We start from the raw sequence: 23,661 nt of genomic DNA, 5'->3' as shown, positions 1-23,661 counted from the left end.
TGCTGGTGGCGGTCGACGATGTTCATTTCACCGAGATAAAAGTGTGAGCGACCCGGTTCTTTACATCCCACTGCTGGCTTCACAGGCCGACATCTTGGTTGATCCGAGTAGTTCTGCTCGTGTCCTACTGGGGCAGTGGGACGTGCCCCAAGTGGCTTCGGTGGCTGTCATCCAGAATTTACCGGCCCTGGACGGAAAGCCGAAAAGCGAAATGCTCGTTGAGAAGGCCCTGGCCGAGTTGATCTCAGTTGGAACGGAACTGAGCCAAACGCATCCACCTGGTACGTTTTCTAGCCTGATTGCCGGCCGATTTAAGCGAGAGTTGTTTGAGCGAGGGCTGGCGCTTATGCCTCGGCTGCGGCTGCGCTTCCTGGATGAGGAGACGCTGGACGCGACGCAATTCCTGAATGGTGGCCACTGGGACTTCAACTTCTGTGCAGCGCACACCCAAAAGCTCAACCCGCTCAAGCATTCGTTCGAGACCCCATCGGGGAAAACAATTTCTCTGTCGAATCAGCAGAGCCGGACGTTTCGCGTTATTCACGCCGAACCCGATGAGAGCATCCATATCCAGGGCCTGGCTGGTACCGGCAAGACCCACATGATCGAACGCTTGGTGGACTCGCTTTCATCATGTCGACCACTCGTGCTGGCGTTCACCGCGGTGCAGCTCCAGGCCTTGATGCAGCGAATCGGAGCCGCGAACGTGAGAGGAATGACGTTCGGAGATCTCGCCAACTACGTGCTTGAACGAAGTGTCGGTTATTACAGGCCGGGCAAGCGGGCATCCGCTCGGCACCAGGTTACCCCGGAAGACATCGCTTCCCGGTTAGGCTTCGGGTCGATAAGTAGGCTCAGTCCAGCCCAAGTAGCCACGGCCTGCGCGAGGATGGTTGCCTCCTTTTGCAACAGCACTGACCTTGCCTTATCAGAGCAGCACATCCCCAAAGGGCTTACCCTCGATGCCGTAGATCGCTTGGTACTGGTAGGGTATGCGCAAAGGCTGTGGGACCAGACCATAGAACCAACCGATCAGCGCCTTCAGCTCCCGCTTCGCGGCTATCACCGAATCAAGCACATGACCCTTCTTCATGAGGCGGTCATAGGTCTGGAGTTCACCCACATCATTGTCGATGAAGCTCACGACCTGAGCTGGCCACTCTCGGTATTTCTCGACCGCTGTACCCAGCCCGTGATTACCCTGGGTGACGCATGCCAGCGCCTGGATGGGAGCTACTACCAACGGGCTAGCACACTCCGCAAGCACGAGATCACCCACTCCATTCGCGCCGGCCGGCAGATCGAGGGAGTCATAAACCCCCTCATCGACAAACACCCGATACTGAAATTGGCTTCGCTCGAGGGCAACAACGGCATCGAGACAAAGGTTGTCTACTACGACAAGCCAGAGGTTCCCACCGGGGCCGTGACGATACTGGTTGATTCCGAGTGGGGATTATTCGAGTGGTTTCAGCGCCTGGGGAGCGCTGGCGCGACCTTCAGCTTGCTACCTGGAGCAATCAACACTTTCCGCCGGTTCATTCTCGATTGCATTGGCCTGTTCCATGATCAGGTACGGCCAACCCACAGCGCGCTCTTCAGGTACACCAACTGGGATGATCTCCGGGCGGACATGGGCAGCAAAAATAGTAGCTTTCAGCGCATCGACCGGATGCTCAGTAAGGGCTATAGCTCATCAGAGTTCGAGGCATCGTTACTCAACCTCGATGCGTCAGGGACAGCCCCGCTACAGCTCGGCCGGGTCATGGACGCACGCAATTCAGAGATCGACGCTGTGATGCTCGCGCCAGACTTGCTCAGTCAAGTAGGGCCTGGTGACCGCATTGCGGCGAGCAGGGCTTTTGCAGCCCTTTACACGGGTGGATCGAGAGCTCGTCACAAGCTCATCGTTCCTGGTTATCTCCGGGACTGGGCGTCTGATATGTCCACGGCAGCGAAAGCTCAGATAACCCCATCTTCATGATGGTGGGCTCCATGAAAACAGTGCTGTCTCGAAGGCAGCGGCCAACAGCAATTGAATGGCGTGGCTGCAACGTCCTCCTTCGCTAGAGAGAAAAGATCACCCTGGTCATCGGCATAGCACAGCGCGGCATGGAGCGCAGGCAGCGTGTCGGCGAAGCGTGTCACGCTGGTACCGTCGAAGGAATTAGCACTGGCGGCAGCGCACATTCCGATCCGTCGAGCGCTGTTGACCCGGCCAACGTGGTAGTAGCAGTTGCGGCGACGAGAAAGGACACCCCAGGCAGCCATGGTTTGCAGCTTCCAAGGGGTGCTCCCTCCGAGAAATATCCCTACGGATGGGCTCAAGAACTCACGCACATCGTCTGGCTCCATTCCATCCTGCACAGCAATGAGCAACCTTTGAGGGAATCCCTTTAGCCGATCCAGCCAGCGCAGGCTGAAATCCAGCGACTCCATTCCACCTGCCACGATGTCAGGTAGGACAACCCAGTCAGCGTCTTCGCCAAGAAGATCCACGGCACGGCCGAAAGCACGCTCATCGAACGGCGTGCCCTGCTGGAAAGCGCTCCACGCTCCGTTGTCCAAGGCGTAATGCTCGAACCCCTCAGTGCGCAGAACCCCGGCCGCAGAAACGAGTAAACGCCAACCCGCCCCGCGCATTGCTGCGAGGTTGCGGCGTGTGCCCGTTCGGCTTGCATACGAGACCATCGGCGGAGGGATGTAGCCAAGCCGCTCCTCAATATCCAGCTCCATGTCGGCTGACCCGTCCATGCAGTAGTAATCGGCATAGGCTGCTAGCGCTTGGGCATTGCCTTGACGATGGCCATCGCGGTAAGCCTGAAGCCAAGCGGGGAGGCGGTTGATTTCCATGCTGGTGGTTCCTGGTAGGAGGTGGCCACCGTCTCATTTCCTACCGAAATCCCAACGGCCGCTGGCGCAATGCCTGATAGGGCCAGATACAAGCACTCCAGATAGAAATTATCCCCCTGAGTAGGGAGAACGTTTTCTGACCGCTTTACGACCTGATTACGGCCTTGCTGGCGCTGACGGCGTGGAATAATCGGCCGACATCAGCGATCCAACGGTTTCCCTTATGAAAGATATTGACCTGATCAAACTACTGCCGGAACTCCAACCAGCGGTACTGCACCTCGACGACCATCCTGGTGGGGAGCCTATGAGCAGAGCAGTGATGGTTACTTACCGCCTCTCAACACCACCGCAAAGGGCGCGGATTTTCGACGAATCAGATCGCCCACAAGGTGATCTTCTATCGCCTACAAATTTCCCGGCCGAAGGGTGCCACGAGATCTGGGTTGGCAACAATTTGGCTGGGCTGTGTTCCCTTGAGTTGACAGCACTCCAGAGCAAAGGCGAGACCAGCTTTCATCTGATGCTCAAGGCCATTTATCTTGCGCCGGTTCACCGTAAGACTGGTCTGTGTCGCCGACTCTGTGAGGTGGCGTTTGAGCATGTCATGCAGCAGGTACTGCTGCTGATCATGACAACGCCGGATCGTACGACACGCCTGTTCGAGCTAGAAGCAGACGCACACCTGTACAGCTTGGGAGGTCAGGCAGCGATCAAGATCATCGCCGAGTTATTGGAAAGTAAGGTGCAACTGATTACTGCAAGCCGCGGTTATGCAGTTGAAGCGCACACGACGACGTGCAATTTTTAGCGAGGACGCATAATGAATGATCTGTCGAAAGCCCTACTGGGGATGGCGATACTGCCCCTCCCGTTACTGGGCTCGCTTGCTGCGTTACCTGACGTAGAAGCACCCAGCCAAGGAACCTGGGTAGTAGCCGGCATCGTCGCTGCTGCTGGCGCTCTCGGGGCTTGGTTTCTTGAGTGGACGGAGCGGAAAGTGGTGGCGAATCGCGTCGTCATCGACCTGAAGCCGAATCAAATGATCGTCGACGGAGTGCCGATCGACTGCCCGTTTTCCTCCATGACTCATTTCTTCAGGAGCCGCGATGCGCTTGTCGAGGCTGTTGGTATCGCCGTCAACGAGGCCATGCTCAAACAGGAGAAATTCCTTGTCGCACGAAAATCGGCACTCATCAGGATCTGGCCAGGGAGCTTTCAGGTGACCGACTTCGAGCTGGAGGCGCTTTCCGAGGCCATGACAGCCGAGTTCATTTCGCCGGCGTTTGAGCTGATGGGGCAACCGATGGCTCCGCAGGAAAACCGCAACCTCCCCAGTGCTCCGGCAGTGAATCGCTGAGCACACAACGCCTTCCGGACAGAGGAATCGAACAGTGGCCATCAACGAAGAAATTCAAGCGGTACTCAGCAACCCTGAAACCAGCTACTGGCTGAAGAGCAGTTTGGAGAATGCGCTCCACCGCGATTGCGTGGATGCGGCCAATGACGCCGAACTGCTGCACGACCTGCTGAATCGGCGGTGCGATGCAGTCCTGAACGCCGCCGCCGGGCAGGCCATCCCTCGCTAAGAGGGATGGTCAACTACAACAGAATGCCGGGTACTCGCTGGCGATCCATCGACTCGGCTTTCGAGGCAGGTACCAATTCCTGGCAGTGCCATCCATCAGCGAGTTGGATGCAACCCGGCGCGATCCTTGCGGTCGACCTCACCTCGGTAGGCAACGCCTGGTTTTGTATCGGCGCGCTTGTACAACCGCTGGTGAGAATTGCGAGCAGAGCGAGTGGCAGAGTTTGGCGCGGCATGGGATGTGTCCTCTGGGTTGAGTTCGAGCCGAATCATGCCGATCGGCACGAAAATCCCAAGCCAACCAATGCGTAGCCGAGCGGAACGATCAGAACAGATCGATCTGGCCCAATGAGTTACCGCCCAGGCGGGTTATCAGCGCAGTGCGGTCATGCAGGATGGGCTGAAGATCGCTTCTGAAAATCTGGTTGGACATCCGCATCATCCGATCCCAGTCGCCATGGTCGCCCTTGTAGATCGCGATGGTTCCCAACCCCATCAGGTAATGCAGCCCCGCAGTCGGAGACTGGTCGAAGGTCACGCGGGACAGGGCGTTATCCAGCTCGAAGTTCACGAACAGCTCTGCACCTTCGCGATCGATCTCGAATCCGCTGCTGGTCACCACGTCCATGACCACCATGCCACTGCGTGTTGTGGTCAGGAACTCAGCATCGGCAGCAGCATGGGAAATACTGCGCAGGCCGTTGAACATTCCCTGGTACTGATCATCACAGAACGGCACCTCGACCTCGGGGTATCGCAGATCTGCCTCGGTGTACTTTGGCAGCGCCGCGATATCTGGGATCTCATAGCGAACACCTTGCTCGTAGACCTCCAGGAACACTCTCATTGCGGTAAACGGCTTCTGGTATCCATACCGACCCCAAAGCGCTTCGACCGCCAGCAGTTGCTGGATATCCAGGAGCGTGAAGCGCGGTTTGATACCGGCTTGCTGGGCGGCGTCAAACTCGTCGAGCTGGATCGTGAGCATGATTCCCAACAGCTCTTTGGTGAATGCCGGCGAGTAGGAATTCGGAGCGATTTTTATCGTCCCCGTTTCCTTATCAATCGTGCGCGCCAGCCAGCATCGAGCGCTCGGATCGAAGTGGCGGGCCTTGATGTAGTTCCGCAAGTCGTTCAGGGGCTTGAGCCAGTCGTACTCGCCGCCTTCCTTGGCAATCATGCTCTCGGCCGACGAGTCTCGAGGAGGAGTTTTTTAAACCGATCCGCAGCCTTCGGTTACGAATGCTCCAGCTGGCAACTGCCAGGCTTTGCCCTCTGGCGTGAATATCGGCAGTACGTACTCGCGCTGGCGCGCCTGGGCAAGTGCGTCCAGATCGGTGATATCGAACGCTTCCGCTGTGGCCGACAGATCCACCACGTTGATTTTCTGCCGGCTGATAGTGCACCCAAACTCGTCCTCGTAACCGGCTATCGGGGTAACCCGCTCAGGGAAGTATTTTTTGATGGTGGCCCATACCTTCGGGGAGTTGTAGATGCACGTCATGCAGCTGAAGCGACCCCAGCCCAAGCGATAGGGGACAGGTGCCTCCACTCGGTGACGAGAAAGCAGCTCCCACACCTGTTCTTCGCTGTAGTGCAGCACCGGTCGCCAAGCATCTACGTGCCGGCCGAGGCGACCCTTGCGCCGGTCGACGGCGTGAGGTTCCAGCTGATTGTATTTGCTGCGGTTGCTCGACTCAGCACGGCGCTCACCTGTGACGAACAAGGTCTTGGTACCGAGAAAGCGTTCCTGATTGGTGATGGCCCTACGGCCTACATCGATCTTGGCTGCGGAGCTACACCAGCGTGTTGTCAGGCTGGCGCTTTGCTGAGGAAACCGGCGGCGGGTCGCCGGTGATGTCCGACTGGTATCCCGATCCAAGCAGATAATTCCGCCTGGAGTTTCGACCATGTGAGGCTTGGAGTAGGCGTCCATCTTGAGCAATTCGCCCTCGATGCCACCCTGCAACCAGGAGAAATAGAGCGGCAGATTGAATGCAGCTGCGAACTTCTCGATGAAACTGTCATTGAAAGCCCAGTCCATGAGGGTGCTCCCCTCTGCACCATCCACCCGATGGTGCCAGAGCTCAACACGACGCAGATCCACACCCTGTTCGATCAGTGCCAGCAGGCAAGCGATGCTGTCCTTGCCAGACACACAGACTACAACGTGGTCATAGCTGTCCAGATCCACTGTCGGCGCATCGAAAGTAACCGTCCGGGCACCCCACCTTTACGATCTCTTGGGTTGATGATTCTGGTGTGTAGCACTAGGGGCTGAGCTTCATTGCAGCTAAAGATGACATTTCATCCTGTCTGATCTACATTCTAGCCGTCCATCTGTCTCAGGCGATCTTCATGCTGACTGGCTTCAATCATCTCACTCTCGCCGTATGCAGCTTGCCCCGCAGCATTGCCTTTTATGAGGAAACGCTGGGCTTCAAATTGTCTGCGCGCTGGAAGACTGGGGCGTATCTTAGCCTGGGTGATCTCTGGCTCTGTCTCTCTAGTGATAGTGTGCGCGCAGAAGACATGCAACGTAATTACACGCACTATGCCTTTTCTATTGATCAGAAAAACTTCGCCGAATTCTCCCAACGTCTGCGTGAACTGAATGTTCCGCTTTGGAGGCAAGACAAGAGTGAAGGTGACTCTCTCTACTTCCTTGACCCAGATGGCCATCAACTGGAAGCTCATGTTGGTGATTTGAAATCACGATTGGCTACATGCCGAAGTCACCCTTATAGCGAGATGGAGTTTTTCGACTGACTGTCCCTCGCAAACGCTGCTGAATATCCGACATGTTTTTCAGGATTCAAGTGCACTGTTCAACGTCTGCAGCCCTCATATCGGCTCAAGCTAGCATCCATTTGTGCGGCAGTAGCTCTGTAATTTCACTAGCCCGCTGCGTCGGCAGGCGCGTGAGAACGTCCTTCAAGTAAACATACGGATCATGCCCATTCAGCCGTGCTGACTGGATCAAACTCATGATCGCCGCCGCCCGTTTTCCACTGCGTAGCGATCCTGCGAAGAGCCAGTTCTTGCGTCCAAGAGCCCAAGGCCGGATCTGGTTCTCTGCCCAGTTGTTGTCTATGGGTACGGCCCCGTCATCGAGGTAGCGCGACAGCGCTACCCAGCGTTTCAGGCTGTAATCGAGGGCTTTGGCCGTGGCTGATCCATTGGGCACCAGGTCTCGCTGGGCCAACATCCAGTCATGCAGTGTTTTGATGATCGGCACCGCCATTTCCTGGCGTATTCGCCAGCGGTCTTCATCGCTCATGTCCCACGCTTGGCGTTCGACCTCGTACAAGCCGCTGATCGAGTGCAGGGCCTGTTCAGCCAGCTGGCTTTTATTCGCCACGTGCAGATCAAAGAACTTGCGACGGGCGTGGGCCATGCAGCCGATTTCAGTGATGCCTTGCTCAAACCCGGCTTTGTAGCCAGCGAAGTCGTCGCAGACCAGCTTGCCGTTCCAGTCGCCCAGGAAGTTGCGTGCATGTTCGCCAGCACGGCTTGGGCTGAAGTCGTAAACAACCGCTTTGAGCGCCGAAAACGGCGTCGTGCTGTAGGCCCAGACATAGGCCCGGTGGGTTTTCTTCTCGCCTGGCGCAAGCATCTGTACCGGTGTCTCGTCGGCGTGGATCACGCCCTGTTTCAGCATAGCTTCATGCAACGCATCGACCAGCGGCTGGAGTCGCACGCCGGTTTGTCCAACCCACTGCGCCAAGGTCGAGCGAGCAATCGCCAGCCCGGCGCGGCCAAAAATTTTCTCCTGCCGGTACAGCGGCAAGTAGTCGGCAAACTTGGCCACCATCACGTGGGCCAACAAACCTGCGGTCGGGATACCTTTGTCGATAACCTGGGCTGGCACCGGCGCCTGAATCAGGGTTTCGCACTGACGGCAGGCCCATTTACCACGCACATGTTGCTCGACGGTAAACACGCCCGGCGTGTAATCCAGCTTCTCGCTGACGTCTTCACCGATGCGTTGAAGTTGGCAGCCACAGGCGCACTGGGTGTTTTCGGGTTCGTGACGAATCACCGTGCGTGGAAACTGCGGCGGCAAGGGCGCACGTTTCGGGGATTGCCGTGGTTCGGCCTGTGGCGCAGCTGGGAGGAGCTGTTTTAGCTCGGCCTCAATAGCTTCAAGGTCTGTGTCGAGCAGGTCATCCAGCAAGCTGCTTTGCGCCGGGCTGATTTGCTCGCTGCGCTTGGCAAACTTGTGGCGTTTGAGCAGGGCAATTTCGTAAGTGAGCTGCTCAATGACGGTTTGATCGTTTTGGATCTTCCTGCTCATCGCCTCGACCTGGGACTGCAACTGCAACGCCTGTGCCGCCAAGGCGCGAAGCTGTTCCGGGGTCATCTGGTCGAGGTTGGGCGAGAAAGTCATGCCGCCGATTGTGCCAGAGCAGGCGCAGGGCGACGACAAGTAGACCGGCCAAATGGCCGGCGTTTACAGCATGCTAATCACACCGCCGGCGCCAACACGCTGCCACGGCAGGCCCAGAACTAACGCCTGAAGTTGGTCGTTATCGAGTTCGACCTCGCAGCCATTGCGAATACCGGGCCAGTGGAACTTGCCTTGGTTCAGTCGACGCGCTGCAAGCCAGACGCCGACGCCATCGTGCACTAGCACTTTCATCCGGTTAGCCCGACGATTGGCGAACAGATAAGCGCAGTGCGGCTTCGCCGCACCAAACACCGCGATCACCCGGGCTAATGCGGTTTCGGTACCGGCGCGCATGTCCATCGGCTCGGTGGCCAGCCAGATCGCATCAATGCGGATCATTGAGCGACAGCCCGGATAAATTGCGCGCATCCCTCGGGATCTGAGGTTGGCCATTTCACCGTGATCACTTGCCCGGCCATGGGCAATTCGATGATCACTGACATTTCGACTGGCCGTTTAGGTGCGGCTTTTAGCGGGACGAAGGCCGGCAGTGAGGTCGCTGCGGGCTGATCTCGATAGAGCGGCATCCATTTGCGGATGACGTTGGCATTGATGCCGTGGCTGATGGCGACACTGGACACCGTCGCGCCAGGTTGCAGGCATTCCTGAACGACCTGAGCTTTGAATGGTTTCGGATAAGAGCTTCGTTGGCGCATGAAAATCCTGGCGATAAGGGTGATCGCGTCCGCTTAAAAATGATCTGACCCCGAAATGTTGGACATCAACATTGGGGGGTGTCATGAAAAAATACACAGAGCAGACGAAATTGTCGGTTGTTGAAGATTACTGCTCGGGGAGCGCAGGTCACAGAGAGGTCGCGCATCGTCATGGGGTAGATGCTTCATCGCTTCGAAAGTGGATCGCGGCATATCAGGCGCTTGGTGCCGCAGGCCTCAAAAGTAAGAGAAAGAAGAACTACAGCCCTGAGTTCAAGCTGAATGTTTTGCAGCGCATGCGAGAGGAAGAGCTGTCCTATCGCCAAGTCGCTGCCCTGTTTGATATCCGGAAATCCGACATCATTGGCGAATGGGAGCGCAGGTATGATGAAGGCGGTTTGGAGGCCTTGTCCCGGCAGCCAGGAAGCGGACTTCACAAAAAAATGACAAACCCCATCCCGTCCATTCAGCTTGAATCTTCGGACGATGAAGCTCGTACGCGCGATGATTTGCTGGCCGAATTGAGCCAGTTGCGGATGGAAATTGCTTATTTAAAAAAGCTCGATGCCTTGGTTCAAGCGAAGGAACGAGCAGCGCAGCGGAAAAAGCGCAAATCGTGATTGAACTGAGGCAGGAGCACCCTCTGGAAGGCCTTCTGAAATTGGCTGGCCTGGCCCGTAGCACTTTTTACTATCAACAAAAGGTGCAGCAATCCGTTGATAAATACGCGGTGCTGAAGTCCAGAATTTGCTCAATTTTCGACGAGCACAAGGGCCGATATGGCTATCGCCGTATCACTGCTGCCGTTCGGCGAGCTGGCCACCTCGTGAACCACAAGACTGTTCAGCGCCTCATGGGCGAGCTTCAGTTGAAAAGCCGTGTGCGCATAAAGAAATACCGGGCCTACAGAGGCGAAGAGGGTCAGGTAGCGCCGAACCTGCTGAAACGGAAGTTCGATGCCAAACGACCGAACCAGAAATGGGTAACCGATGTGACGGAGTTTCGGGTCGGGGGGCAGAAGCTTTATCTCTCGCCGATCCTTGACCTCTATAACGGCGAAATAATCGCCTTCAAGACCGCGAGGCGCCCGCTGTTCGACATGGTTGGTGCGATGCTACGGCAAGCTTTTGAGAGGCTGCGGCCACGCGATAAACCAATTTTGCATTCCGACCAGGGATGGCAGTACCGGATGCCTATCTACCGCCGCGTGCTGAACGAGCGTGCGGTAAAGCCAAGCATGTCCCGCAAAGGAAATTGCTATGACAATGCGGCTATGGAAAGCTTTTTTGGCACGTTGAAATCCGAGTTCTTTTACCTGAACAAATTCAACAGTCTCGATGAGCTTGAAGCAGGTATAGAGGACTACATACACTACTACAATCATTCGCGAATCAGGCTGAAGCTAAGTGGCCTGAGCCCTGTGGAATACAGGACTCAAGCACGGCGGGCATAGAAGGCGTCCAACATTTCGGGGTCAGATCAAAATACGCGGACACCATCGCCCTTAATGCTGGAGTTCGGAAGGTGAGTTCGCCGGACGCTTACCATCGAAATAGGTTCCCTCTGCCAGCACAGCAGGCTCAGGCTCGAACCCAAGCAGGGTGAGCTGCTGGCCCAGTGCCGGGATAACTACCTGGTCGTCGAACTGGTGTGCGCGGGAGATTGACGGGTGCATTGGCTGTCCTCTGAGCACCTACCTGGTGCCTACAGACTCAGCCTACGGCGGCAACGGGAAATCCCAACTGATGGGCGGTGGAGGCGGCTCCTCCCTGCGACAGGAGGAAGCCGAGGAGAAATCATCTACAGGAAACAGAGCACGATCGGCTGCTACTTGGCTGCGCTTCTCCTGGATGGGATGGCTCTTGCGTGGCCGGGCTCACCAATCCGACCGATTCAGACGGTACGTGCCTGGAAGGCAGTTCTCGGCATGGCTCAACTTCGCTTCGGCTTCGGCCTGATCGTCCGCGCGGTCGATGGCGATCCAGTCGCCGTTCAGCTGGCGCTCCTCCACGAACCACACAGGGTCATCTTGTTGCTGCATCAACTCGCTGGGTGCGTTTGCCATCGTGGTCTCCATTCAGTTTTATTCGTCGATCCAGCCCTTCGCTTTCATGCGTTCAGTTTGCCGGTTCAGCCAATCCAACTGGTCGAAATAATCTCGCTCCGAGCCGTCCGGGTACTCTTTCGGGTTGATCGCACGGTGCTCGGCTAGCTCGGCCAAGTGCTTTCGCCCGCGATCACGACGATCCGCCCAGATGGCCGCGCCGACCTCGAGCAAGTGTGGATCATTCTCGCGGTGCTGGTGGTAGTAGGTGGCCATCTCGACAAAAATTGCGAAGTGCTGTTGGTCGAAGTTGGCCAGGGCGTCACCCCGGAACTGCCCTAGCTGGCCGTTGTAGCAGCTCAGGGCAAAATCTTGGAGCGCGCCAGCGGCGCTGTAGGATTGGTGGAGCAAGATCTCTCGGTGCTTCAGAAACGGAGATTCAGTTGCCATGATGTGTCCTTCTTCATTGTGAGGCCCGAAAGTGGCCCTCTCCTATGACCCCAGCCCCGCTAAGCGGGGCGTGGGCATTAACGGGGTTCGCCCTGCAAAACTCCACTGAAGAATGGGAGTTAGCAATAGGGCTTCTGACCACGAGCGACACGCTCTTTGACAGATTCAGTGGCGGTACGGGTTACTTTTCGACATTGGTACCAGCTATACAGCCAACGTGCCGCAGTCAAAACCACAACTAAGCCACCGAGAGCTATTACCAGTTTTAGGATGCCCAGGAACGGTTCCATCGGTTCGCCTTGACCTGCCGCCTTGACAGAAAATGACACTGCCAGAATTAACAACCCCATAGGTACGTTCATCATTTTTGTTCCCTCTCCGTTGCCCTAGGCGGACTCCCACTCGATCACGTCCCAGTCATAACTCACTTCGCAAAGGTCGCCGGCAGTTCGCCAGGTACAATCGTCCTCGACCACGCGGACTAGGCGATGCTGCTGGACAGTCCCACTGCTGCAATGCCTGAGTTTGCACTGCACGGGCACCCCTGGAGCAGGCATGAGGTCTTTTGTCTTGATCCAGACCAATGTTTTCGCCTCCGCTTTTCGTCAAACAGATCAGTCGTCAGCCTGGTTGCCGGCAATGATCGCGTTCAGCACGGTTTCGTCATCGTCAAACCAGCCGTCTTCAGCCAGGCCCAAGTTCCCGTCGAGGATGACGCAGACCGCCAGAGCGGCTTCCGCAGGATCTGCACCGTATTCACGAATCACACCCTCGATCTGTTTGCGCAGCAGGTGTGCAGGCTCGACTTGGCCTACGCCACGCTCAGCAGCAGGATCTGCAAGCTCCAGGGGTGTCTGCCCCTCAGCCATAGGATCGGTGGTGACGATGGCACCGGACTGGGTGCGAAATTTCATTTCCATGGATGGGTTCCTAGAACTTGATGCTTGTGGGCGCATAGGCGAGTTTGAAGCGGTACGCAATGATCGGCCCTCGCTTGACGCCACCCCAGTACGTCGTTGCAGTTGATGACTTATCTGGTACCACGAGCGTTCGCATAAGCAGGGTGAGTTCTTTGGCTGCATCCAACAGCCACAGCGGCTCGTAGTCGGGCTGGGGGCGGTCAGCATCAGCAAACAGCAGGTATGCCCGCTGAAGCTCGACGCTATATGCGAGGCCGACATTCTTGTGTCCGATGAGCGAATGCATGCACACCAACTCATAGCGATCACTGTCCGCCTCGACACCATCTCTGAGGGCGTGGCGATACTCGGCCAACATCTTTTCTGCTTCAGCGCATGCGTCAGCAATGGGCGTTTTGCCCTTCCCACTGGAGCGCAACGGGTCGCCGATAGTGAATGTTCCTGTAGGCATATCAGTCATTTTTCGTTCTCCATTGGGTCAGCTCCTGTCGGGCTTCTGGTTCCTTGGGTTAGCAGTCGTCACACAGAAACAGCCGCTCGGCATGGCTGCGTGGGTCGTTCTTGTGAGGGCCGCAATTCATGTTGCAGACCTTCGACGCCGGGTCGAACTTGGCCAGCTCGGCCGGGTCGGCGCGCGGCCACTCAATAGGCATTTCAGCCGGTGGCTGTGCTGGCTTTGACTTGCGGGCTTTCGCACTCATAGCGGGGCGGACTCCTCTTCAGAGTCTTTCGCCACTTTCGCTTCGCTTTTGATTTTCAGGATGACATCTGCGAGCTGCTGGCTTGAGCCGTTATCGTTGTGTGGCCATGGGCCGAAAGGCTGCGATGAAAGCCGGTTGAAAACGATCAAGCCAGGGCAGCGGTATTCAAATGGGCCAGTGGATTGGAACCGGACAAAGGCAACCGGGCTGGTGCATCCCGGCATATCGGTTATTTCTCCTATTTCCTTCATGAGAGCAACATCTGCCCAGCCAGCTTGATCGTTGTTGAAGAACGTCAGGTGGTCATATGCGGACTTACCACCTACGAAGCATGCCAAAGCAACGAGTGTCAGCTGGCCCATCGGCCAAAAGCCTTTGGAGTCAGCCGCTCTTTTCCACAGCGAGGGGATGTAGAAGAGTAGGGCCACTGAGGCAGCCAAAAGCAGATAGACGGTTAGCCGCGCAGTATCGACGCCAAGAGTTTCCCCCGGAGCGCCATCTGGGCCAAAGAAGAGGTAAAGCAGTGGTGCGCAGTAGGCCATGCCTACAGCATAGGAAGCCAGCACGAGAACCATTTGACGTAGCCGCTGCCCAGGGCCGGGGGAAACCAAGGCCAACGTAGCGCGAGCGACGGTACCAATGACCACGATCAGCAGAACAACGGAGCATAGGAGGATGTAGAGCATTATGATTGACGCCTTTAGCGCTTTTCGGTGGATTTACCGCCGAGTTGGTAGAGATCGAGATTTATGCGAGGGGTGCGTACTCGGTTATCCACTGCCTTCCTTCTTGCTGCCGTTACCCGAGAAAAGCAGCACGAATGGGGTTACAAGTAGCCCGCCCCCCATGAAGAACATGAAGAAGATGCCCAGGCCATCGCCCGGCTGTAGCCCGGTTCCAGCAGCGGTCGCCATCGCCCGATAGTGGTCGGCCTGTGCCCCAACGACACGCACAAGAACTATCGTCACGGCGCACACCACCAGAGCTTGCCAACCCTTGCGGATGTCCAGGTGATCGACGAACGTCCACAACCAAGTGAGGGCTGCGCCAATTGCCAGTAGGATCAACAGCCAGTAGAAGAGACCAGCTATATCGGCGATAAATGCAGCTCCCAACATGTTCAGCACTCCTTCAGCGCGTCATACCTTTGATGACCAAGACATCGTTGCGTAACCGAAAATTGGCACCATCTCACGGACTTAGCCCCAATTAAGGGGCCGTGGTCTGCTGCGGGATTTTCTTGTATCAGCTGTATAGCGCGTCGTTATACGGCACAACCTCGTCAATGGCATCCCAAGCGTCCGAACAGCAACTTTTTCCTCGAATGTGCTGGAGAACATCTACAAGCTCGGATTCGCGTGCTTCTGCGTTGGCTTTTGTTGCAGCCAACTCATCAAGCAGATCGTTCACACCTGAACCGCCAAACGGCCCAAGCACACTGGTAGCATCGCACCAGGTATCAGGCTCATGGCCAACGCCTTCGCTCAGGTACTGCCAGCCTTCCTCTGTCTTGCGCAGCTCCAGGGGGCCGAACTGCATCGTTACTTGCTCGCTCATGGGCACTTTCCTACTTCACTTCTTCGTAATGCCACTGGACAAGCTCAAACGCCGCCTGCTTTGCCTCGGCTTCGATCTGTTCAGCAGTAGCGTTGTCATCGACCTCGAATTCAAATTCCACCTCAGATCCTTGTACATCAGTCTTAATTGTGCCGGTGAAAGTGCGCATCGCGGTCTCCTCTATTTGCCTGCGACTAGGATAAAGGCCGGCGCAGATATCCCAAGTCGGGGCAGGCATTTTCCCACACCGATTGAAGATGAATTTATCTGGGTAAGAGGTACAGGGCGGGCGGAAGCTTTCGAGTGGCCTGCGCCAAGCCCCGAGGTGCATCAGTGGCTGGCGCGGTATTCGTGCGGGGCTTTAGGGGAGCGAGCGTCGGTGCAGGGCCAGCAGTTGAGCCAGAACCCACTGCCAGTATCCAAACTGGGTCTGGTTGTTGCGCACTGCTTGAAGCCACTGGTAATTGGTCAAGAAAGGGTGATCGTTGCCACGCTGTGCATATTTCCCCTCCAGTTGCGCCGGGGTGAGATCGAGATCGGGAAAGTAGGCTTCCGGTAGGTGATTGGGCACCAAAGCGAAGTCTGTGATGGCTCTTCCAATCGAGATGGATATTTCCTGGCCGGTTTCGTCACACCGGAGCGTCCTGATCTCGCCCTCACGGCCAGTCACTCGCCACGCATACCCGGTCGGGGTAGCAGACGCCGGATCATCCGAGGGCACCGTCTCTTCTTCGCTGTAAACAACGAACTCCAGTGGAAAAAATATCTCTGCAATCATGCGATCAAGCTGATCCAGTGTCCGCCGATGGATGCCGGAACCCTCGGCCTCAATCAATGCCAGCAGGGTCGCTCTCGATGCGTTCAGTTCCTGGTAAAGCTCTGCCAAGTGCTGAGGTACGGAGGGGTCAACGTGAGTCATATTTGCTAGTCCTAACCAGGGGAGTGTGCACATAGGTGCGCAGTTCCTGGGCGTGCTCGCGGCGAGTCACGTCGCGTTCGCCGTACTTCAACCAACTCGCCGGGTCGGCCTGAACTTGCTTGGCCACCCACTGGATGACCGGCTCGGGCGGCTCGCTGTCGGTGCCCAACGCATAGCCGGGGTAGCGCAGCAGGCTGAGCTGCACCGCGAAGCCCAGGCGGTTGGCGTCGCCGCGCCGCTGGCGGATCAGCGACAGGTCGGAGTCGTTGAAGGTGTAGTAGCGGATCAGGTCATCCTGGCTTTCCGGCAACGCAAGCAAGGTGTCGCGCTCCGTAGCCGAGAGAATCGAGCGACGCGGCATGGTTCAGTCGTCCTTGCGAAGGTACTGATAGAGGGTTTCTCGGCTGATGCCGAACTCGCGGGCGAGCTGCGCCTTCGGCTCGCCCGCAGCGGCCCGCTGCCGCAGCGTGATGGCTTGCTCGTCGGAGAGGGCTTTCTTGCGGCCCCGGTAGGCACCGCGCTGCTTGGCCAGGGCGATGCCCTCGCGCTGCCGCTCGCGAATCAGGGCGCGCTCAAACTCGGCAAAGGCCCCCATGACCGACAGCATCAGGTTGGCCATCGGCGAGTCCTCGCCGGTGAACACCAGGCCTTCCTTCAAGAACTCGATGCGCACACCGCGCTGGGTCAGCTTCTGCACCAGGCGGCGCAAATCATCGAGGTTTCGTGCCAGGCGATCCATGCTGTGCACCACCACGGTGTCGCCTTCGCGAACGAAACCGAGCATGGCCTCCAGCTGGGGACGCTGGGTGTCCTTGCCCGAGGCTTTGTCGGTGAACAGCTTGCCGACCTCGACCTGTTCAAGTTGGCGTTCCGGGTTCTGGTCGAAGCTGCTGACCCGGACGTAACCGATGCGTTGTCCCTGCAAGATGCCTCCATGGGCTGGATGGGCGGCAGGGCTTGCGTTGGTTTTTGGTTCCATTGCGCCCGAAGCCTTGAATTTGTCAGGCTGAAATCTATGACCTTGGCAAGCATGTGTCAAAGAATGTGAAAGCGGACTCTATTCTGACGGCGTGATGCGCCTTGCCTGACATCCAGTTTGTCGTTTTCAGAAGACGGCTGCACTGAACGTCAGAAGCCGACTGCACTATAGCAGCGGAGGGGTTGGATCCATCAGGCAACGACGGGCTGCTGCCGGCCATCAGCGGACGCAGGGAGGACTTTCCGCAACCGGCCGTTCGATGCGGCACCGATGGCCTTCGCGCAGGGGTAGTGAATCCGCCAGGATTGACTTGCGCTGCCCTACCTCTCACTAGTGAGGGGCGGCAGCGCATCAAGCGGTGAGCGCACTCCGGCACCGCCAACTTTCAGCACATGCGTGTAAATCATCGTCGTAGAGACGTCGGAATGGCCGAGCAGATCCTGCACGGTTCGAATGTCGTAACCGCTGCGGAGCAAGGCCGTCGCGAACGAGTGGCGGAGGGTGTGCGGTGTGGCGGGCTTCGTGATGCCTGCTTGTTCTACGGCACGTTTGAAGGCGCGCTGAAAGGTCTGGTCATACATGTGATGGCGACGCACGACACCGCTCCGTGGATCGGTCGAATGCGTGTGCTGCGCAAAAACCCAGAACCACGGCCAGGAATGCCCGGCGCGCGGATACTTCCGCTCAAGGGCGTCGGGAAGCGCAACGCCGCTGCGGCCCTCGGCCTGGTCCTTCAGCCACCATGCCCGTGCACGCGACAGCTGCTCGCGCAGGCTGGGTGCCAAGCTCTCGGGTAACATCAAGGCCCGATCCTTGGAGCCCTTGCCCTCCCGCACGATGATCGTGCCGTGATCGAAATCCAGATCCTTGACCCGCAGTTGCAAACCCTCACTGATCCGCATGCCCGTTCCATACAGAAGCTGGGCGAACAAACGATGCTCGCCTTCCAGAAAACCGAGGATGCGAACCACTTCATCCGGGGTCAGCACCACCGGCAAGCGCCGCGACGGCCGAGGTCTTCCGATCTCCTGAAGCCAGGGCAGATCCGTGCACAGCACCTTGCCGTAGAAGAACAGCAAGGCCGCCAATGCCTGACGATGCGTGGAGACCGAAACCTTGCGCTCGTTCGCCAGCCAGGACAGAAATGCCTCGACTTCGCTGCTGCCCAAGGTTGCCGGGTGACGCACACCGTGGAAACGGATGAAGGCACGAACCCAGTGGACATAAGCCTGTTCGGTTCGTAAGCTGTAATGCAAGTAGCGTATGCGCTCACGCAACTGGTCCAGAACCTTGACCGAACGCAGCGGTGGTAACGGCGCAGTGGCGGTTTTCATGGCTTGTTATGACTGTTTTTTTGTACAGTCTATGCCTCGGGCATCCAAGCAGCAAGCGCGTTACGCCGTGGGTCGATGTTTGATGTTATGGAGCAGCAACGATGTTACGCAGCAGGGCAGTCGCCCTAAAACAAAGTTAGAGGCAAAGGCAAAATTGGTTGTTCGGCACCGTGCCAGGAAACACAATCACCGCATCATCGCGGCGCTCCTGAATCGAATGGTCGCCGGACAGTAGAGGCCGTTATTTGTGGCCAGCAAAGGAGTTGCGTTCAGAAAATGTGCACATCACAAATAACCTTCCGGGCTACATCCGACACGCCGTGCGCTCCGCCGGTCAAGCTCGGTGCAGGCATCATTTCCAGCGTCCGGCCGGGCACTCTAACTAGTGGCTCAAGTCGTTCGCTTCGCTCACTGGGACCGGCTTAAGCCGGCCCCTTAGCCAAACGTTATGCTGTGACCCGGGTTGTTGGCGAAGCGAACGTATGGCGATTAAAGTAATAAACGCAAAGGTAAAATAATGACATGGAGAACGACCAGAACACTTTTACAGCCTCAAAATCTGGACTTCAATGAGTTTGAGATTCTTACTTCCGTAATTGAGGGCGCCCGAATTGTCGGCATTGGCGAGGGCGCTCATTTTGTCGCGGAGTTTTCACTGGCTAGAGCAAGTCTTATCCGCTATTTGGTCGAAAGGCATGATTTTAATGCGATTGGTTTGGAATGTGGGGCGATTCAGGCATCCCGGTTATCTGAATGGCTCAACTCAACAGCCGGTGCTCATGAACTTGAGCGATTTTCGGATACCCTGACCTTTTCTGTGTATGGCTCAGTGCTGATCTGGCTGAAATCATATCTCCGCGAATCAGGAAGAAAACTGCAGTTAGTCGGAATCGACTTACCCAACACCCTGAACCCAAGGGACGACCTAGCGCAATTGGCCGAAATTATCCAGCTCATCGATCACCTCATGAAACCGCACGTTGATATGCTGACTCACTTGTTGGCGTCCATTGATGGCCAGTCGGCGGTTATTTCATCGGCAAAATGGGGGGAGCTAGAAACGGCTCGGCAGGAGAAAGCTATCTCAGGGGTAACCAGATTGAAGCTCCGCTTGGCGTCGCTTGCCCCTGTACTGAAAAAACACGTCAACAGCGATTTGTTCCGAAAAGCCTCTGATCGAATAGAGTCGATAGAGTATACGTTGGAAACCTTGCGTATAATGAAAACTTTCTTCGATGGTACCTCTCTTGAGGGAGATACTTCCGTACGTGACTCGTATATGGCGGGCGTAGTAGATGGAATGGTTCGAGCGAATCCGGATGTGAAGATAATTCTGCTGGCGCACAACAATCATTTACAAAAAACCCCAGTCTCCTTTTCAGGCGAGCTTACGGCTGTTCCCATGGGGCAGCACCTCGCAGAGAGGGTGAATTACCGTGCGATTGCATTCACCCATCTTGGACCCACCGTGCCGGAAATGCATTTCCCATCGCCCGACAGTCCTCTTGGATTCTCTGTTGTGACCACGCCTGCCGATGCAATCCGTGAGGATAGTATGGAACAGTATGTCATCGACGCCTGTGGTACGGAGAATTCATGTCTGACATTGACAGATGCCCCCATGGAAGCAAAGCGAATGCGGTCTCAAAGCGCCTCTGTAAAAACGAAATTGAGCGAGGCATTTGATGCCATCGTCTGTGTTCCAAGCGCCGGCAAGGACAGCCTAGTTGCCCTATAGGAAACCGGAAATGAAAATGAGGGAGCATAACCTGCGAATCCACCGGACGGTTTTCAACCGCCGGTGATCAGCGCGTTAGACGGCAAAGTCACAGACCGCGGGATCTCTTATGACCAACTACTTTGATAGCCCCTTCAAAGGCAAGCTGCTTTCTGAGCAAGTGAAGAACCCCAATATCAAAGTTGGGCGGTACAGCTATTACTCTGGCTACTATCATGGGCACTCATTCGATGACTGCGCACGGTATCTGTTTCCGGACCGTGATGACGTTGATAAGTTGATCATCGGTAGTTTCTGCTCTATCGGGAGTGGGGCTTCCTTTATCATGGCTGGCAATCAGGGGCATCGGTACGACTGGGCATCATCTTTCCCGTTCTTTTATATGCAGGAAGAACTTGCATTCTCAAGCGCACTCGATGCCTTCCAAAAAGCAGGTAATACTGTCATTGGCAATGACGTTTGGATCGGCTCTGAGGCAATGGTCATGCCCGGAATCAAGATCGGGCACGGTGCGGTGATAGGCAGCCGCTCGTTGGTGACAAAAGATGTGGAGCCTTACGCTATCGTTGGCGGCAATCCCGCTAAGAAGATTAAGAAACGCTTCACCGATGAGGAAATTTCATTGCTTCTGGAGATGGAGTGGTGGAATTGGTCACTGGAGAAGATCAAAGCGGCAATGCCCATGCTGTGCTCGTCTAATATTGTTGGCCTGCACAAGTATTGGCTCGAGTTTGCCGTCTAACAATTCATATATGGACTCTCCCCACAAGCAGTGAGCAAAGCTTTGCTTTTGCACCTGTCGTCAGCGCGGTTGCATTCGTATATCCGGCCTGTTGTGGACGTTCAAGCCCTGGCCATTCTGTAGTTCGCGCAGCGGGGGCCAAGCGTTCAATCGATCACGGGGATCATCATTGTTATCGGCCTTGCTCCGCTGCAGGACTCGCCTGTTCCGACAGTGCTGCTGCTCACCACAACCACAAGAAAACCATCACCCCTTTACTGATTACCCCCGCCGTCAGGCGGGCCTAACGCTTTGCCAATTGCCACTGAACCGCCGCTCGTGGCACCACACCGCCCAGCAGATCCGCACCAGCTTGTTGGCCAGTGCTACCGCCGCTTTGTTGTGACCGATACGCGCCGCCGTCTGCACAGCCCAGCGCTGTAACTGCGTCAGCTTTTCCGGCGTTCGAGCCTGGCAGCGTTGTGCGGCGAGCAAGGCTGCACGTGAGCCGTGGATCAGTAACGTGCGCACATAGACATTGCCCTGCCGGCTGATATGGCCGAGCTTGCGGCTATTGCCACTGCTGAACTCACGCGGCGTCATACCCAGCCAGGCGCTGAGCTGGCGACCATTGGCAAAGCGTTCGGGCTTGCCGACAGCGGCGGTCAGGGCGCTGGCGGTTAGCAGGCCAATGCCACTGACTTCATCCAGTTTGCGCACGATGTCATCATCAGCATGCCAGCGCTTGAGTTGCTGTTCGCATTCAGCCATGCACTGTTCGTACAAGTTGATCTCGGCCAGGACGATATGCAGCAGGCGGCTCAAGGAAGCGAGTTCAGGTTGGTCTACAAGTTCACTGGCAGCTCGGATGAAGGCTGCGGTCGACGTTGGGGCTTCGATACCCGCTTCACGCAGCATGCCGCGCAGCAGGTTGATGCGCTGGGTGCGGCTCTTCTTCCAGGTTTCACGTAGCCCGTGCAATTGCTGGAGCTGTTGTTGATCGTGGCTCTTCACCGGCACGGGATGAATGTCGGTGCAGCGCGCCGCTTCGAGCATGGCATCGCAGTCATTACGGTCGGTTTTGTTACGACGGCGATAGGGCCGCACGTAGCGCGGGTGCAGCAGCTTCACCTGATGACCGAGCGATTGCGCCAACCGCCCCCAGTAATGCGCTGTACCACAGGCCTCCATCACCCACTCGACCGGCTCGGACTGCTCCTGTATATATCGCCGGAACGCCTCTCGGTTCAGCCGCTTGCGCTGCACCACCTGGCCGAAACGGACACTCTCGGCAACTTGGTAAACGGACTTGGCCAGATCAACGGCAATGCGCTTCATAACGACTCTCCCGCTCAGAAAACCTCGACACCTTGGTATAGAACTGTGGTGTGGGGAGAGTCCATTACAGCATTCAAGCCGACGCCGCTTCGCGGCGCGGCTTAACTCAAGCGTTAGATGCACTAAGCACATAATTGCTCACAGCCAAACTATCAGGTCAAGTCTGCTTTTATTATTTTTAAGCGTGCATAATAAGCCCTACACAAATTGGGAGATATATCATGAAAGGCTGGCTTTTTCTTGTTATCGCAATAGTTGGCGAAGTAATCGCAACATCCGCATTAAAATCTAGCGAGGGCTTTACTAAGCTTGCCCCTTCCGCCGTTGTCATAATCGGTTATGGCATCGCATTTTATTTTCTTTCTCTGGTTCTGAAATCCATCCCTGTCGGTGTTGCTTATGCAGTCTGGTCGGGACTCGGCGTCGTCATAATTACAGCCATTGCCTGGTTGCTTCATGGGCAAAAGCTTGATGCGTGGGGCTTTGTAGGTATGGGGCTCATAATTGCTGCCTTTTTGCTCGCCCGATCCCCATCGTGGAAGTCGCTGCGGAGGCCGACGCCATGGTGACGGTGTTCGGCATTCTGAATCTCACCGAGGACTCCTTCTTCGATGAGAGCCGGCGGCTAGACCCCGCCGGCGCTGTCACCGCGGCGATCGAAATGCTGCGAGTCGGATCAGACGTCGTGGATGTCGGACCGGCCGCCAGCCATCCGGACGCGAGGCCTGTATCGCCGGCCGATGAGATCAGACGTATTGCGCCGCTCTTAGACGCCCTGTCCGATCAGATGCACCGTGTTTCAATCGACAGCTTCCAACCGGAAACCCAGCGCTATGCGCTCAAGCGCGGCGTGGGCTACCTGAACGATATCCAAGGATTTCCTGACCCTGCGCTCTATCCCGATATTGCTGAGGCGGACTGCAGGCTGGTGGTTATGCACTCAGCGCAGCGGGATGGCATCGCCACCCGCACCGGTCACCTTCGACCCGAAGACGCGCTCGACGAGATTGTGCGGTTCTTCGAGGCGCGGGTTTCCGCCTTGCGACGGAGCGGGGTCGCTGCCGACCGGCTCATCCTCGATCCGGGGATGGGATTTTTCTTGAGCCCCGCACCGGAAACATCGCTGCACGTGCTGTCGAACCTTCAAAAGCTGAAGTCGGCGTTGGGGCTTCCGCTATTGGTCTCGGTGTCGCGGAAATCCTTCTTGGGCGCCACCGTTGGCCTTCCTGTAAAGGATCTGGGTCCAGCGAGCCTTGCGGCGGAACTTCACGCGATCGGCAATGGCGCTGACTACGTCCGCACCCACGCGCCTGGAGATCTGCGAAGCGCAATCACCTTCTCGGAAACCCTCGCGAAATTTCGCAGTCGCGACGCCAGAGACCGAGGGTTAGATCATGCCTAGCATTCACCTTC

Annotated in this window: 30 protein-coding genes and 1 pseudogene; 10 read left to right on the top strand and 21 right to left on the bottom strand. The window is 56.7% G+C overall.

The window, feature by feature from the left end; genetic code table 11:
• Window positions 1–43: 43 nt before the first annotated feature.
• Window positions 44–1,984: an AAA family ATPase gene (locus MOQ67_RS30970; RefSeq protein WP_083377955.1), complete on the top strand. Its 1,941-nt coding sequence runs from the start codon at window positions 44–46 to the stop codon at window positions 1,982–1,984.
• Here the strand turns inward: MOQ67_RS30970 and MOQ67_RS30965 are convergent.
• Window positions 1,963–2,853 (bottom strand): hypothetical protein, encoded by an 891-nt coding sequence (locus tag MOQ67_RS30965; protein ID WP_016969805.1) that lies wholly within the window; start codon window positions 2,851–2,853, stop codon window positions 1,963–1,965. The two genes, MOQ67_RS30970 and MOQ67_RS30965, sit on opposite strands and share 22 nt — an antisense overlap.
• Before the next feature lie 223 nt (window positions 2,854–3,076).
• On the opposite strand from MOQ67_RS30965, the gene MOQ67_RS30960 reads away from it, so the two are divergent.
• From MOQ67_RS30960 to MOQ67_RS30950, 3 genes are read left to right on the top strand one after another with little or no spacing between them, the layout of a single operon-like run.
• Window positions 3,077–3,664 carry a hypothetical protein gene (locus MOQ67_RS30960; RefSeq protein WP_016969806.1) on the top strand — a complete coding sequence of 196 codons (588 nt, stop codon included), beginning with the start codon at window positions 3,077–3,079 and terminating at the stop codon, window positions 3,662–3,664.
• 12 nt (window positions 3,665–3,676) lie between these two features.
• Window positions 3,677–4,213 carry a hypothetical protein gene (locus MOQ67_RS30955; RefSeq protein ID WP_172691839.1) on the top strand — a complete coding sequence of 179 codons (537 nt, stop codon included), beginning with the start codon at window positions 3,677–3,679 and terminating at the stop codon, window positions 4,211–4,213.
• A 34-nt stretch (window positions 4,214–4,247) separates the two neighbouring features.
• Window positions 4,248–4,442 carry a hypothetical protein gene (locus MOQ67_RS30950; RefSeq protein WP_172691838.1) on the top strand — a complete coding sequence of 65 codons (195 nt, stop codon included), beginning with the start codon at window positions 4,248–4,250 and terminating at the stop codon, window positions 4,440–4,442.
• Window positions 4,443–4,766: 324 nt separating this feature from the next.
• Here MOQ67_RS30950 and MOQ67_RS30945 read toward each other — a convergent pair whose 3' ends face one another.
• Window positions 4,767–5,621: a hypothetical protein gene (locus MOQ67_RS30945; protein ID WP_150053752.1), complete on the bottom strand. Its 855-nt coding sequence runs from the start codon at window positions 5,619–5,621 to the stop codon at window positions 4,767–4,769.
• A gap of 33 nt (window positions 5,622–5,654) precedes the next feature.
• Window positions 5,655–6,656 (bottom strand): annotated as a pseudogene (locus tag MOQ67_RS30940) (phosphoadenosine phosphosulfate reductase domain-containing protein); the annotation flags it as partial.
• Between the two features lie 143 nt (window positions 6,657–6,799).
• Here MOQ67_RS30940 and MOQ67_RS30935 point away from each other — a divergent pair.
• Window positions 6,800–7,210, top strand: coding sequence for a VOC family protein (locus MOQ67_RS30935; RefSeq protein WP_065760318.1), 411 nt, complete (start codon window positions 6,800–6,802; stop codon window positions 7,208–7,210).
• An 85-nt stretch (window positions 7,211–7,295) separates the two neighbouring features.
• Here the strand turns inward: MOQ67_RS30935 and tnpC are convergent, their stop codons facing one another.
• The 3 genes from tnpC to tnpA all read right to left on the bottom strand — a co-directional run bounded on the left by tnpC (window position 7,296) and on the right by tnpA (window position 9,547).
• On the bottom strand, window positions 7,296–8,831 hold the full coding sequence (gene tnpC, locus MOQ67_RS30930) for an IS66 family transposase (RefSeq protein WP_065760317.1): 1,536 nt from the start codon (window positions 8,829–8,831) through the stop codon (window positions 7,296–7,298).
• Between the two features lie 63 nt (window positions 8,832–8,894).
• Window positions 8,895–9,230, bottom strand: a complete 336-nt coding sequence (gene tnpB, locus MOQ67_RS30925) for an IS66 family insertion sequence element accessory protein TnpB (protein ID WP_065760316.1) — start codon at window positions 9,228–9,230, stop codon at window positions 8,895–8,897.
• Complete coding sequence (gene tnpA / locus MOQ67_RS30920; protein WP_065760315.1) at window positions 9,227–9,547, bottom strand: IS66-like element accessory protein TnpA; 321 nt, start codon at window positions 9,545–9,547, stop codon at window positions 9,227–9,229. Before tnpA ends, tnpB begins: the two co-directional genes overlap by 4 nt.
• A gap of 83 nt (window positions 9,548–9,630) precedes the next feature.
• Between tnpA and MOQ67_RS30915 the strand changes: the two genes are divergently transcribed.
• Window positions 9,631–11,000 (top strand): IS3 family transposase gene (locus MOQ67_RS30915; protein WP_096316580.1). Its coding sequence is split into 2 segments (ribosomal slippage): window positions 9,631–10,099 and window positions 10,099–11,000, totalling 1,371 coding nucleotides; the frame shifts between segments, so codons are not numbered across the junction.
• Between the two features lie 423 nt (window positions 11,001–11,423).
• On the opposite strand, the gene MOQ67_RS30910 is transcribed toward MOQ67_RS30915, so the two are convergent.
• The 14 genes from MOQ67_RS30910 to intI1 all read right to left on the bottom strand — a co-directional run bounded on the left by MOQ67_RS30910 (window position 11,424) and on the right by intI1 (window position 18,451).
• Complete coding sequence (locus MOQ67_RS30910) at window positions 11,424–11,612, bottom strand: hypothetical protein (protein WP_033039631.1); 189 nt, start codon at window positions 11,610–11,612, stop codon at window positions 11,424–11,426.
• 18 nt (window positions 11,613–11,630) lie between these two features.
• Window positions 11,631–12,041 (bottom strand): hypothetical protein, encoded by a 411-nt coding sequence (locus MOQ67_RS30905; protein ID WP_033039634.1) that lies wholly within the window; start codon window positions 12,039–12,041, stop codon window positions 11,631–11,633.
• A 119-nt stretch (window positions 12,042–12,160) separates the two neighbouring features.
• Window positions 12,161–12,406: a hypothetical protein gene (locus MOQ67_RS30900; RefSeq protein ID WP_131657989.1), complete on the bottom strand. Its 246-nt coding sequence runs from the start codon at window positions 12,404–12,406 to the stop codon at window positions 12,161–12,163.
• A 249-nt stretch (window positions 12,407–12,655) separates the two neighbouring features.
• Window positions 12,656–12,961, bottom strand: a complete 306-nt coding sequence (locus tag MOQ67_RS30895; protein ID WP_172691835.1) for a hypothetical protein — start codon at window positions 12,959–12,961, stop codon at window positions 12,656–12,658.
• A 10-nt stretch (window positions 12,962–12,971) separates the two neighbouring features.
• Complete coding sequence (locus tag MOQ67_RS30890; protein WP_172691834.1) at window positions 12,972–13,421, bottom strand: hypothetical protein; 450 nt, start codon at window positions 13,419–13,421, stop codon at window positions 12,972–12,974.
• Between the two features lie 49 nt (window positions 13,422–13,470).
• Window positions 13,471–13,662 (bottom strand): hypothetical protein, encoded by a 192-nt coding sequence (locus MOQ67_RS30885; protein ID WP_102685538.1) that lies wholly within the window; start codon window positions 13,660–13,662, stop codon window positions 13,471–13,473.
• Window positions 13,659–14,348 carry a hypothetical protein gene (locus tag MOQ67_RS30880; protein ID WP_047883083.1) on the bottom strand — a complete coding sequence of 230 codons (690 nt, stop codon included), beginning with the start codon at window positions 14,346–14,348 and terminating at the stop codon, window positions 13,659–13,661. The genes MOQ67_RS30885 and MOQ67_RS30880 overlap by 4 nt, the downstream gene beginning before the upstream one ends.
• An 84-nt stretch (window positions 14,349–14,432) precedes the next feature.
• Window positions 14,433–14,780, bottom strand: a complete 348-nt coding sequence (locus MOQ67_RS30875) for a hypothetical protein (RefSeq protein WP_172691832.1) — start codon at window positions 14,778–14,780, stop codon at window positions 14,433–14,435.
• A gap of 127 nt (window positions 14,781–14,907) precedes the next feature.
• Window positions 14,908–15,219: a hypothetical protein gene (locus MOQ67_RS30870; protein WP_033039648.1), complete on the bottom strand. Its 312-nt coding sequence runs from the start codon at window positions 15,217–15,219 to the stop codon at window positions 14,908–14,910.
• Between the two features lie 10 nt (window positions 15,220–15,229).
• Complete coding sequence (locus MOQ67_RS30865; protein ID WP_156796377.1) at window positions 15,230–15,388, bottom strand: hypothetical protein; 159 nt, start codon at window positions 15,386–15,388, stop codon at window positions 15,230–15,232.
• Between the two features lie 192 nt (window positions 15,389–15,580).
• Window positions 15,581–16,138: a hypothetical protein gene (locus MOQ67_RS30860; RefSeq protein WP_047883085.1), complete on the bottom strand. Its 558-nt coding sequence runs from the start codon at window positions 16,136–16,138 to the stop codon at window positions 15,581–15,583.
• Window positions 16,125–16,499 carry a DUF4158 domain-containing protein gene (locus MOQ67_RS30855; RefSeq protein WP_448675971.1) on the bottom strand — a complete coding sequence of 125 codons (375 nt, stop codon included), beginning with the start codon at window positions 16,497–16,499 and terminating at the stop codon, window positions 16,125–16,127. Before MOQ67_RS30855 ends, MOQ67_RS30860 begins: the two co-directional genes overlap by 14 nt.
• 3 nt (window positions 16,500–16,502) lie before the next feature.
• Window positions 16,503–17,063: a recombinase family protein gene (locus tag MOQ67_RS30850; RefSeq protein WP_003090771.1), complete on the bottom strand. Its 561-nt coding sequence runs from the start codon at window positions 17,061–17,063 to the stop codon at window positions 16,503–16,505.
• A 374-nt stretch (window positions 17,064–17,437) separates the two neighbouring features.
• Window positions 17,438–18,451 carry a class 1 integron integrase IntI1 gene (gene intI1, locus MOQ67_RS30845; protein WP_000845048.1) on the bottom strand — a complete coding sequence of 338 codons (1,014 nt, stop codon included), beginning with the start codon at window positions 18,449–18,451 and terminating at the stop codon, window positions 17,438–17,440.
• 517 nt (window positions 18,452–18,968) lie between these two features.
• Here intI1 and ere(A) point away from each other — a divergent pair.
• A complete protein-coding gene (gene ere(A), locus MOQ67_RS30840) occupies window positions 18,969–20,189 on the top strand; it encodes an EreA family erythromycin esterase (RefSeq protein WP_032084014.1) in 1,221 nt (406 codons plus the stop codon).
• Between the two features lie 109 nt (window positions 20,190–20,298).
• The gene (gene catB, locus MOQ67_RS30835; protein ID WP_172688354.1) at window positions 20,299–20,931 is read left to right on the top strand and encodes a type B chloramphenicol O-acetyltransferase; all 633 of its coding nucleotides are present in this window, start codon (window positions 20,299–20,301) and stop codon (window positions 20,929–20,931) included.
• A gap of 273 nt (window positions 20,932–21,204) precedes the next feature.
• On the opposite strand, the gene MOQ67_RS30830 is transcribed toward catB, so the two are convergent.
• Complete coding sequence (locus MOQ67_RS30830) at window positions 21,205–22,248, bottom strand: IS110-like element ISPa62 family transposase (RefSeq protein ID WP_076611544.1); 1,044 nt, start codon at window positions 22,246–22,248, stop codon at window positions 21,205–21,207.
• Window positions 22,249–22,469: 221 nt separating this feature from the next.
• Between MOQ67_RS30830 and MOQ67_RS30825 the strand changes: the two genes are divergently transcribed.
• On the top strand, window positions 22,470–22,817 hold the full coding sequence (locus tag MOQ67_RS30825; protein ID WP_000679427.1) for a quaternary ammonium compound efflux SMR transporter QacE delta 1: 348 nt from the start codon (window positions 22,470–22,472) through the stop codon (window positions 22,815–22,817).
• Entirely contained in the window at window positions 22,811–23,650 is an 840-nt protein-coding gene (gene sul1, locus MOQ67_RS30820; protein ID WP_000259031.1) for a sulfonamide-resistant dihydropteroate synthase Sul1, read from the top strand. Before MOQ67_RS30825 ends, sul1 begins: the two co-directional genes overlap by 7 nt.
• Window positions 23,651–23,661: the final 11 nt, after the last annotated feature.

It is taken from the genome of Pseudomonas sp. LY-1 (genome assembly GCF_053502595.1).
The sequence above is the reverse complement of the archived record's forward strand: the minus strand, read 5'-3'. Positions and strand labels throughout refer to the sequence as shown.

Coding starts and splice junctions, on each gene's coding strand:
- MOQ67_RS30965 (WP_016969805.1), bottom strand. CDS start 2,853: ATGGAAATCAACCGCCTCCCCGCTTGGCTTCAGGCTTACCGCGATGGC.
- MOQ67_RS30960 (WP_016969806.1), top strand. CDS start 3,077: ATGAAAGATATTGACCTGATCAAACTACTGCCGGAACTCCAACCAGCG.
- MOQ67_RS30955 (WP_172691839.1), top strand. CDS start 3,677: ATGAATGATCTGTCGAAAGCCCTACTGGGGATGGCGATACTGCCCCTC.
- MOQ67_RS30945 (WP_150053752.1), bottom strand. CDS start 5,621: ATGATTGCCAAGGAAGGCGGCGAGTACGACTGGCTCAAGCCCCTGAAC.
- MOQ67_RS30935 (WP_065760318.1), top strand. CDS start 6,800: ATGCTGACTGGCTTCAATCATCTCACTCTCGCCGTATGCAGCTTGCCC.
- tnpC (WP_065760317.1), bottom strand. CDS start 8,831: ATGACTTTCTCGCCCAACCTCGACCAGATGACCCCGGAACAGCTTCGC.
- tnpB (WP_065760316.1), bottom strand. CDS start 9,230: ATGATCCGCATTGATGCGATCTGGCTGGCCACCGAGCCGATGGACATG.
- tnpA (WP_065760315.1), bottom strand. CDS start 9,547: ATGCGCCAACGAAGCTCTTATCCGAAACCATTCAAAGCTCAGGTCGTT.
- MOQ67_RS30910 (WP_033039631.1), bottom strand. CDS start 11,612: ATGGCAAACGCACCCAGCGAGTTGATGCAGCAACAAGATGACCCTGTG.
- MOQ67_RS30905 (WP_033039634.1), bottom strand. CDS start 12,041: ATGGCAACTGAATCTCCGTTTCTGAAGCACCGAGAGATCTTGCTCCAC.
- MOQ67_RS30900 (WP_131657989.1), bottom strand. CDS start 12,406: ATGATGAACGTACCTATGGGGTTGTTAATTCTGGCAGTGTCATTTTCT.
- MOQ67_RS30895 (WP_172691835.1), bottom strand. CDS start 12,961: ATGGAAATGAAATTTCGCACCCAGTCCGGTGCCATCGTCACCACCGAT.
- MOQ67_RS30890 (WP_172691834.1), bottom strand. CDS start 13,421: ATGACTGATATGCCTACAGGAACATTCACTATCGGCGACCCGTTGCGC.
- MOQ67_RS30885 (WP_102685538.1), bottom strand. CDS start 13,662: ATGAGTGCGAAAGCCCGCAAGTCAAAGCCAGCACAGCCACCGGCTGAA.
- MOQ67_RS30880 (WP_047883083.1), bottom strand. CDS start 14,348: ATGCTCTACATCCTCCTATGCTCCGTTGTTCTGCTGATCGTGGTCATT.
- MOQ67_RS30875 (WP_172691832.1), bottom strand. CDS start 14,780: ATGTTGGGAGCTGCATTTATCGCCGATATAGCTGGTCTCTTCTACTGG.
- MOQ67_RS30870 (WP_033039648.1), bottom strand. CDS start 15,219: ATGAGCGAGCAAGTAACGATGCAGTTCGGCCCCCTGGAGCTGCGCAAG.
- MOQ67_RS30865 (WP_156796377.1), bottom strand. CDS start 15,388: ATGCGCACTTTCACCGGCACAATTAAGACTGATGTACAAGGATCTGAG.
- MOQ67_RS30860 (WP_047883085.1), bottom strand. CDS start 16,138: ATGACTCACGTTGACCCCTCCGTACCTCAGCACTTGGCAGAGCTTTAC.
- MOQ67_RS30855 (WP_448675971.1), bottom strand. CDS start 16,499: ATGCCGCGTCGCTCGATTCTCTCGGCTACGGAGCGCGACACCTTGCTT.
- intI1 (WP_000845048.1), bottom strand. CDS start 18,451: ATGAAAACCGCCACTGCGCCGTTACCACCGCTGCGTTCGGTCAAGGTT.
- catB (WP_172688354.1), top strand. CDS start 20,299: ATGACCAACTACTTTGATAGCCCCTTCAAAGGCAAGCTGCTTTCTGAG.
- MOQ67_RS30830 (WP_076611544.1), bottom strand. CDS start 22,248: ATGAAGCGCATTGCCGTTGATCTGGCCAAGTCCGTTTACCAAGTTGCC.
- MOQ67_RS30825 (WP_000679427.1), top strand. CDS start 22,470: ATGAAAGGCTGGCTTTTTCTTGTTATCGCAATAGTTGGCGAAGTAATC.
- sul1 (WP_000259031.1), top strand. CDS start 22,811: ATGGTGACGGTGTTCGGCATTCTGAATCTCACCGAGGACTCCTTCTTC.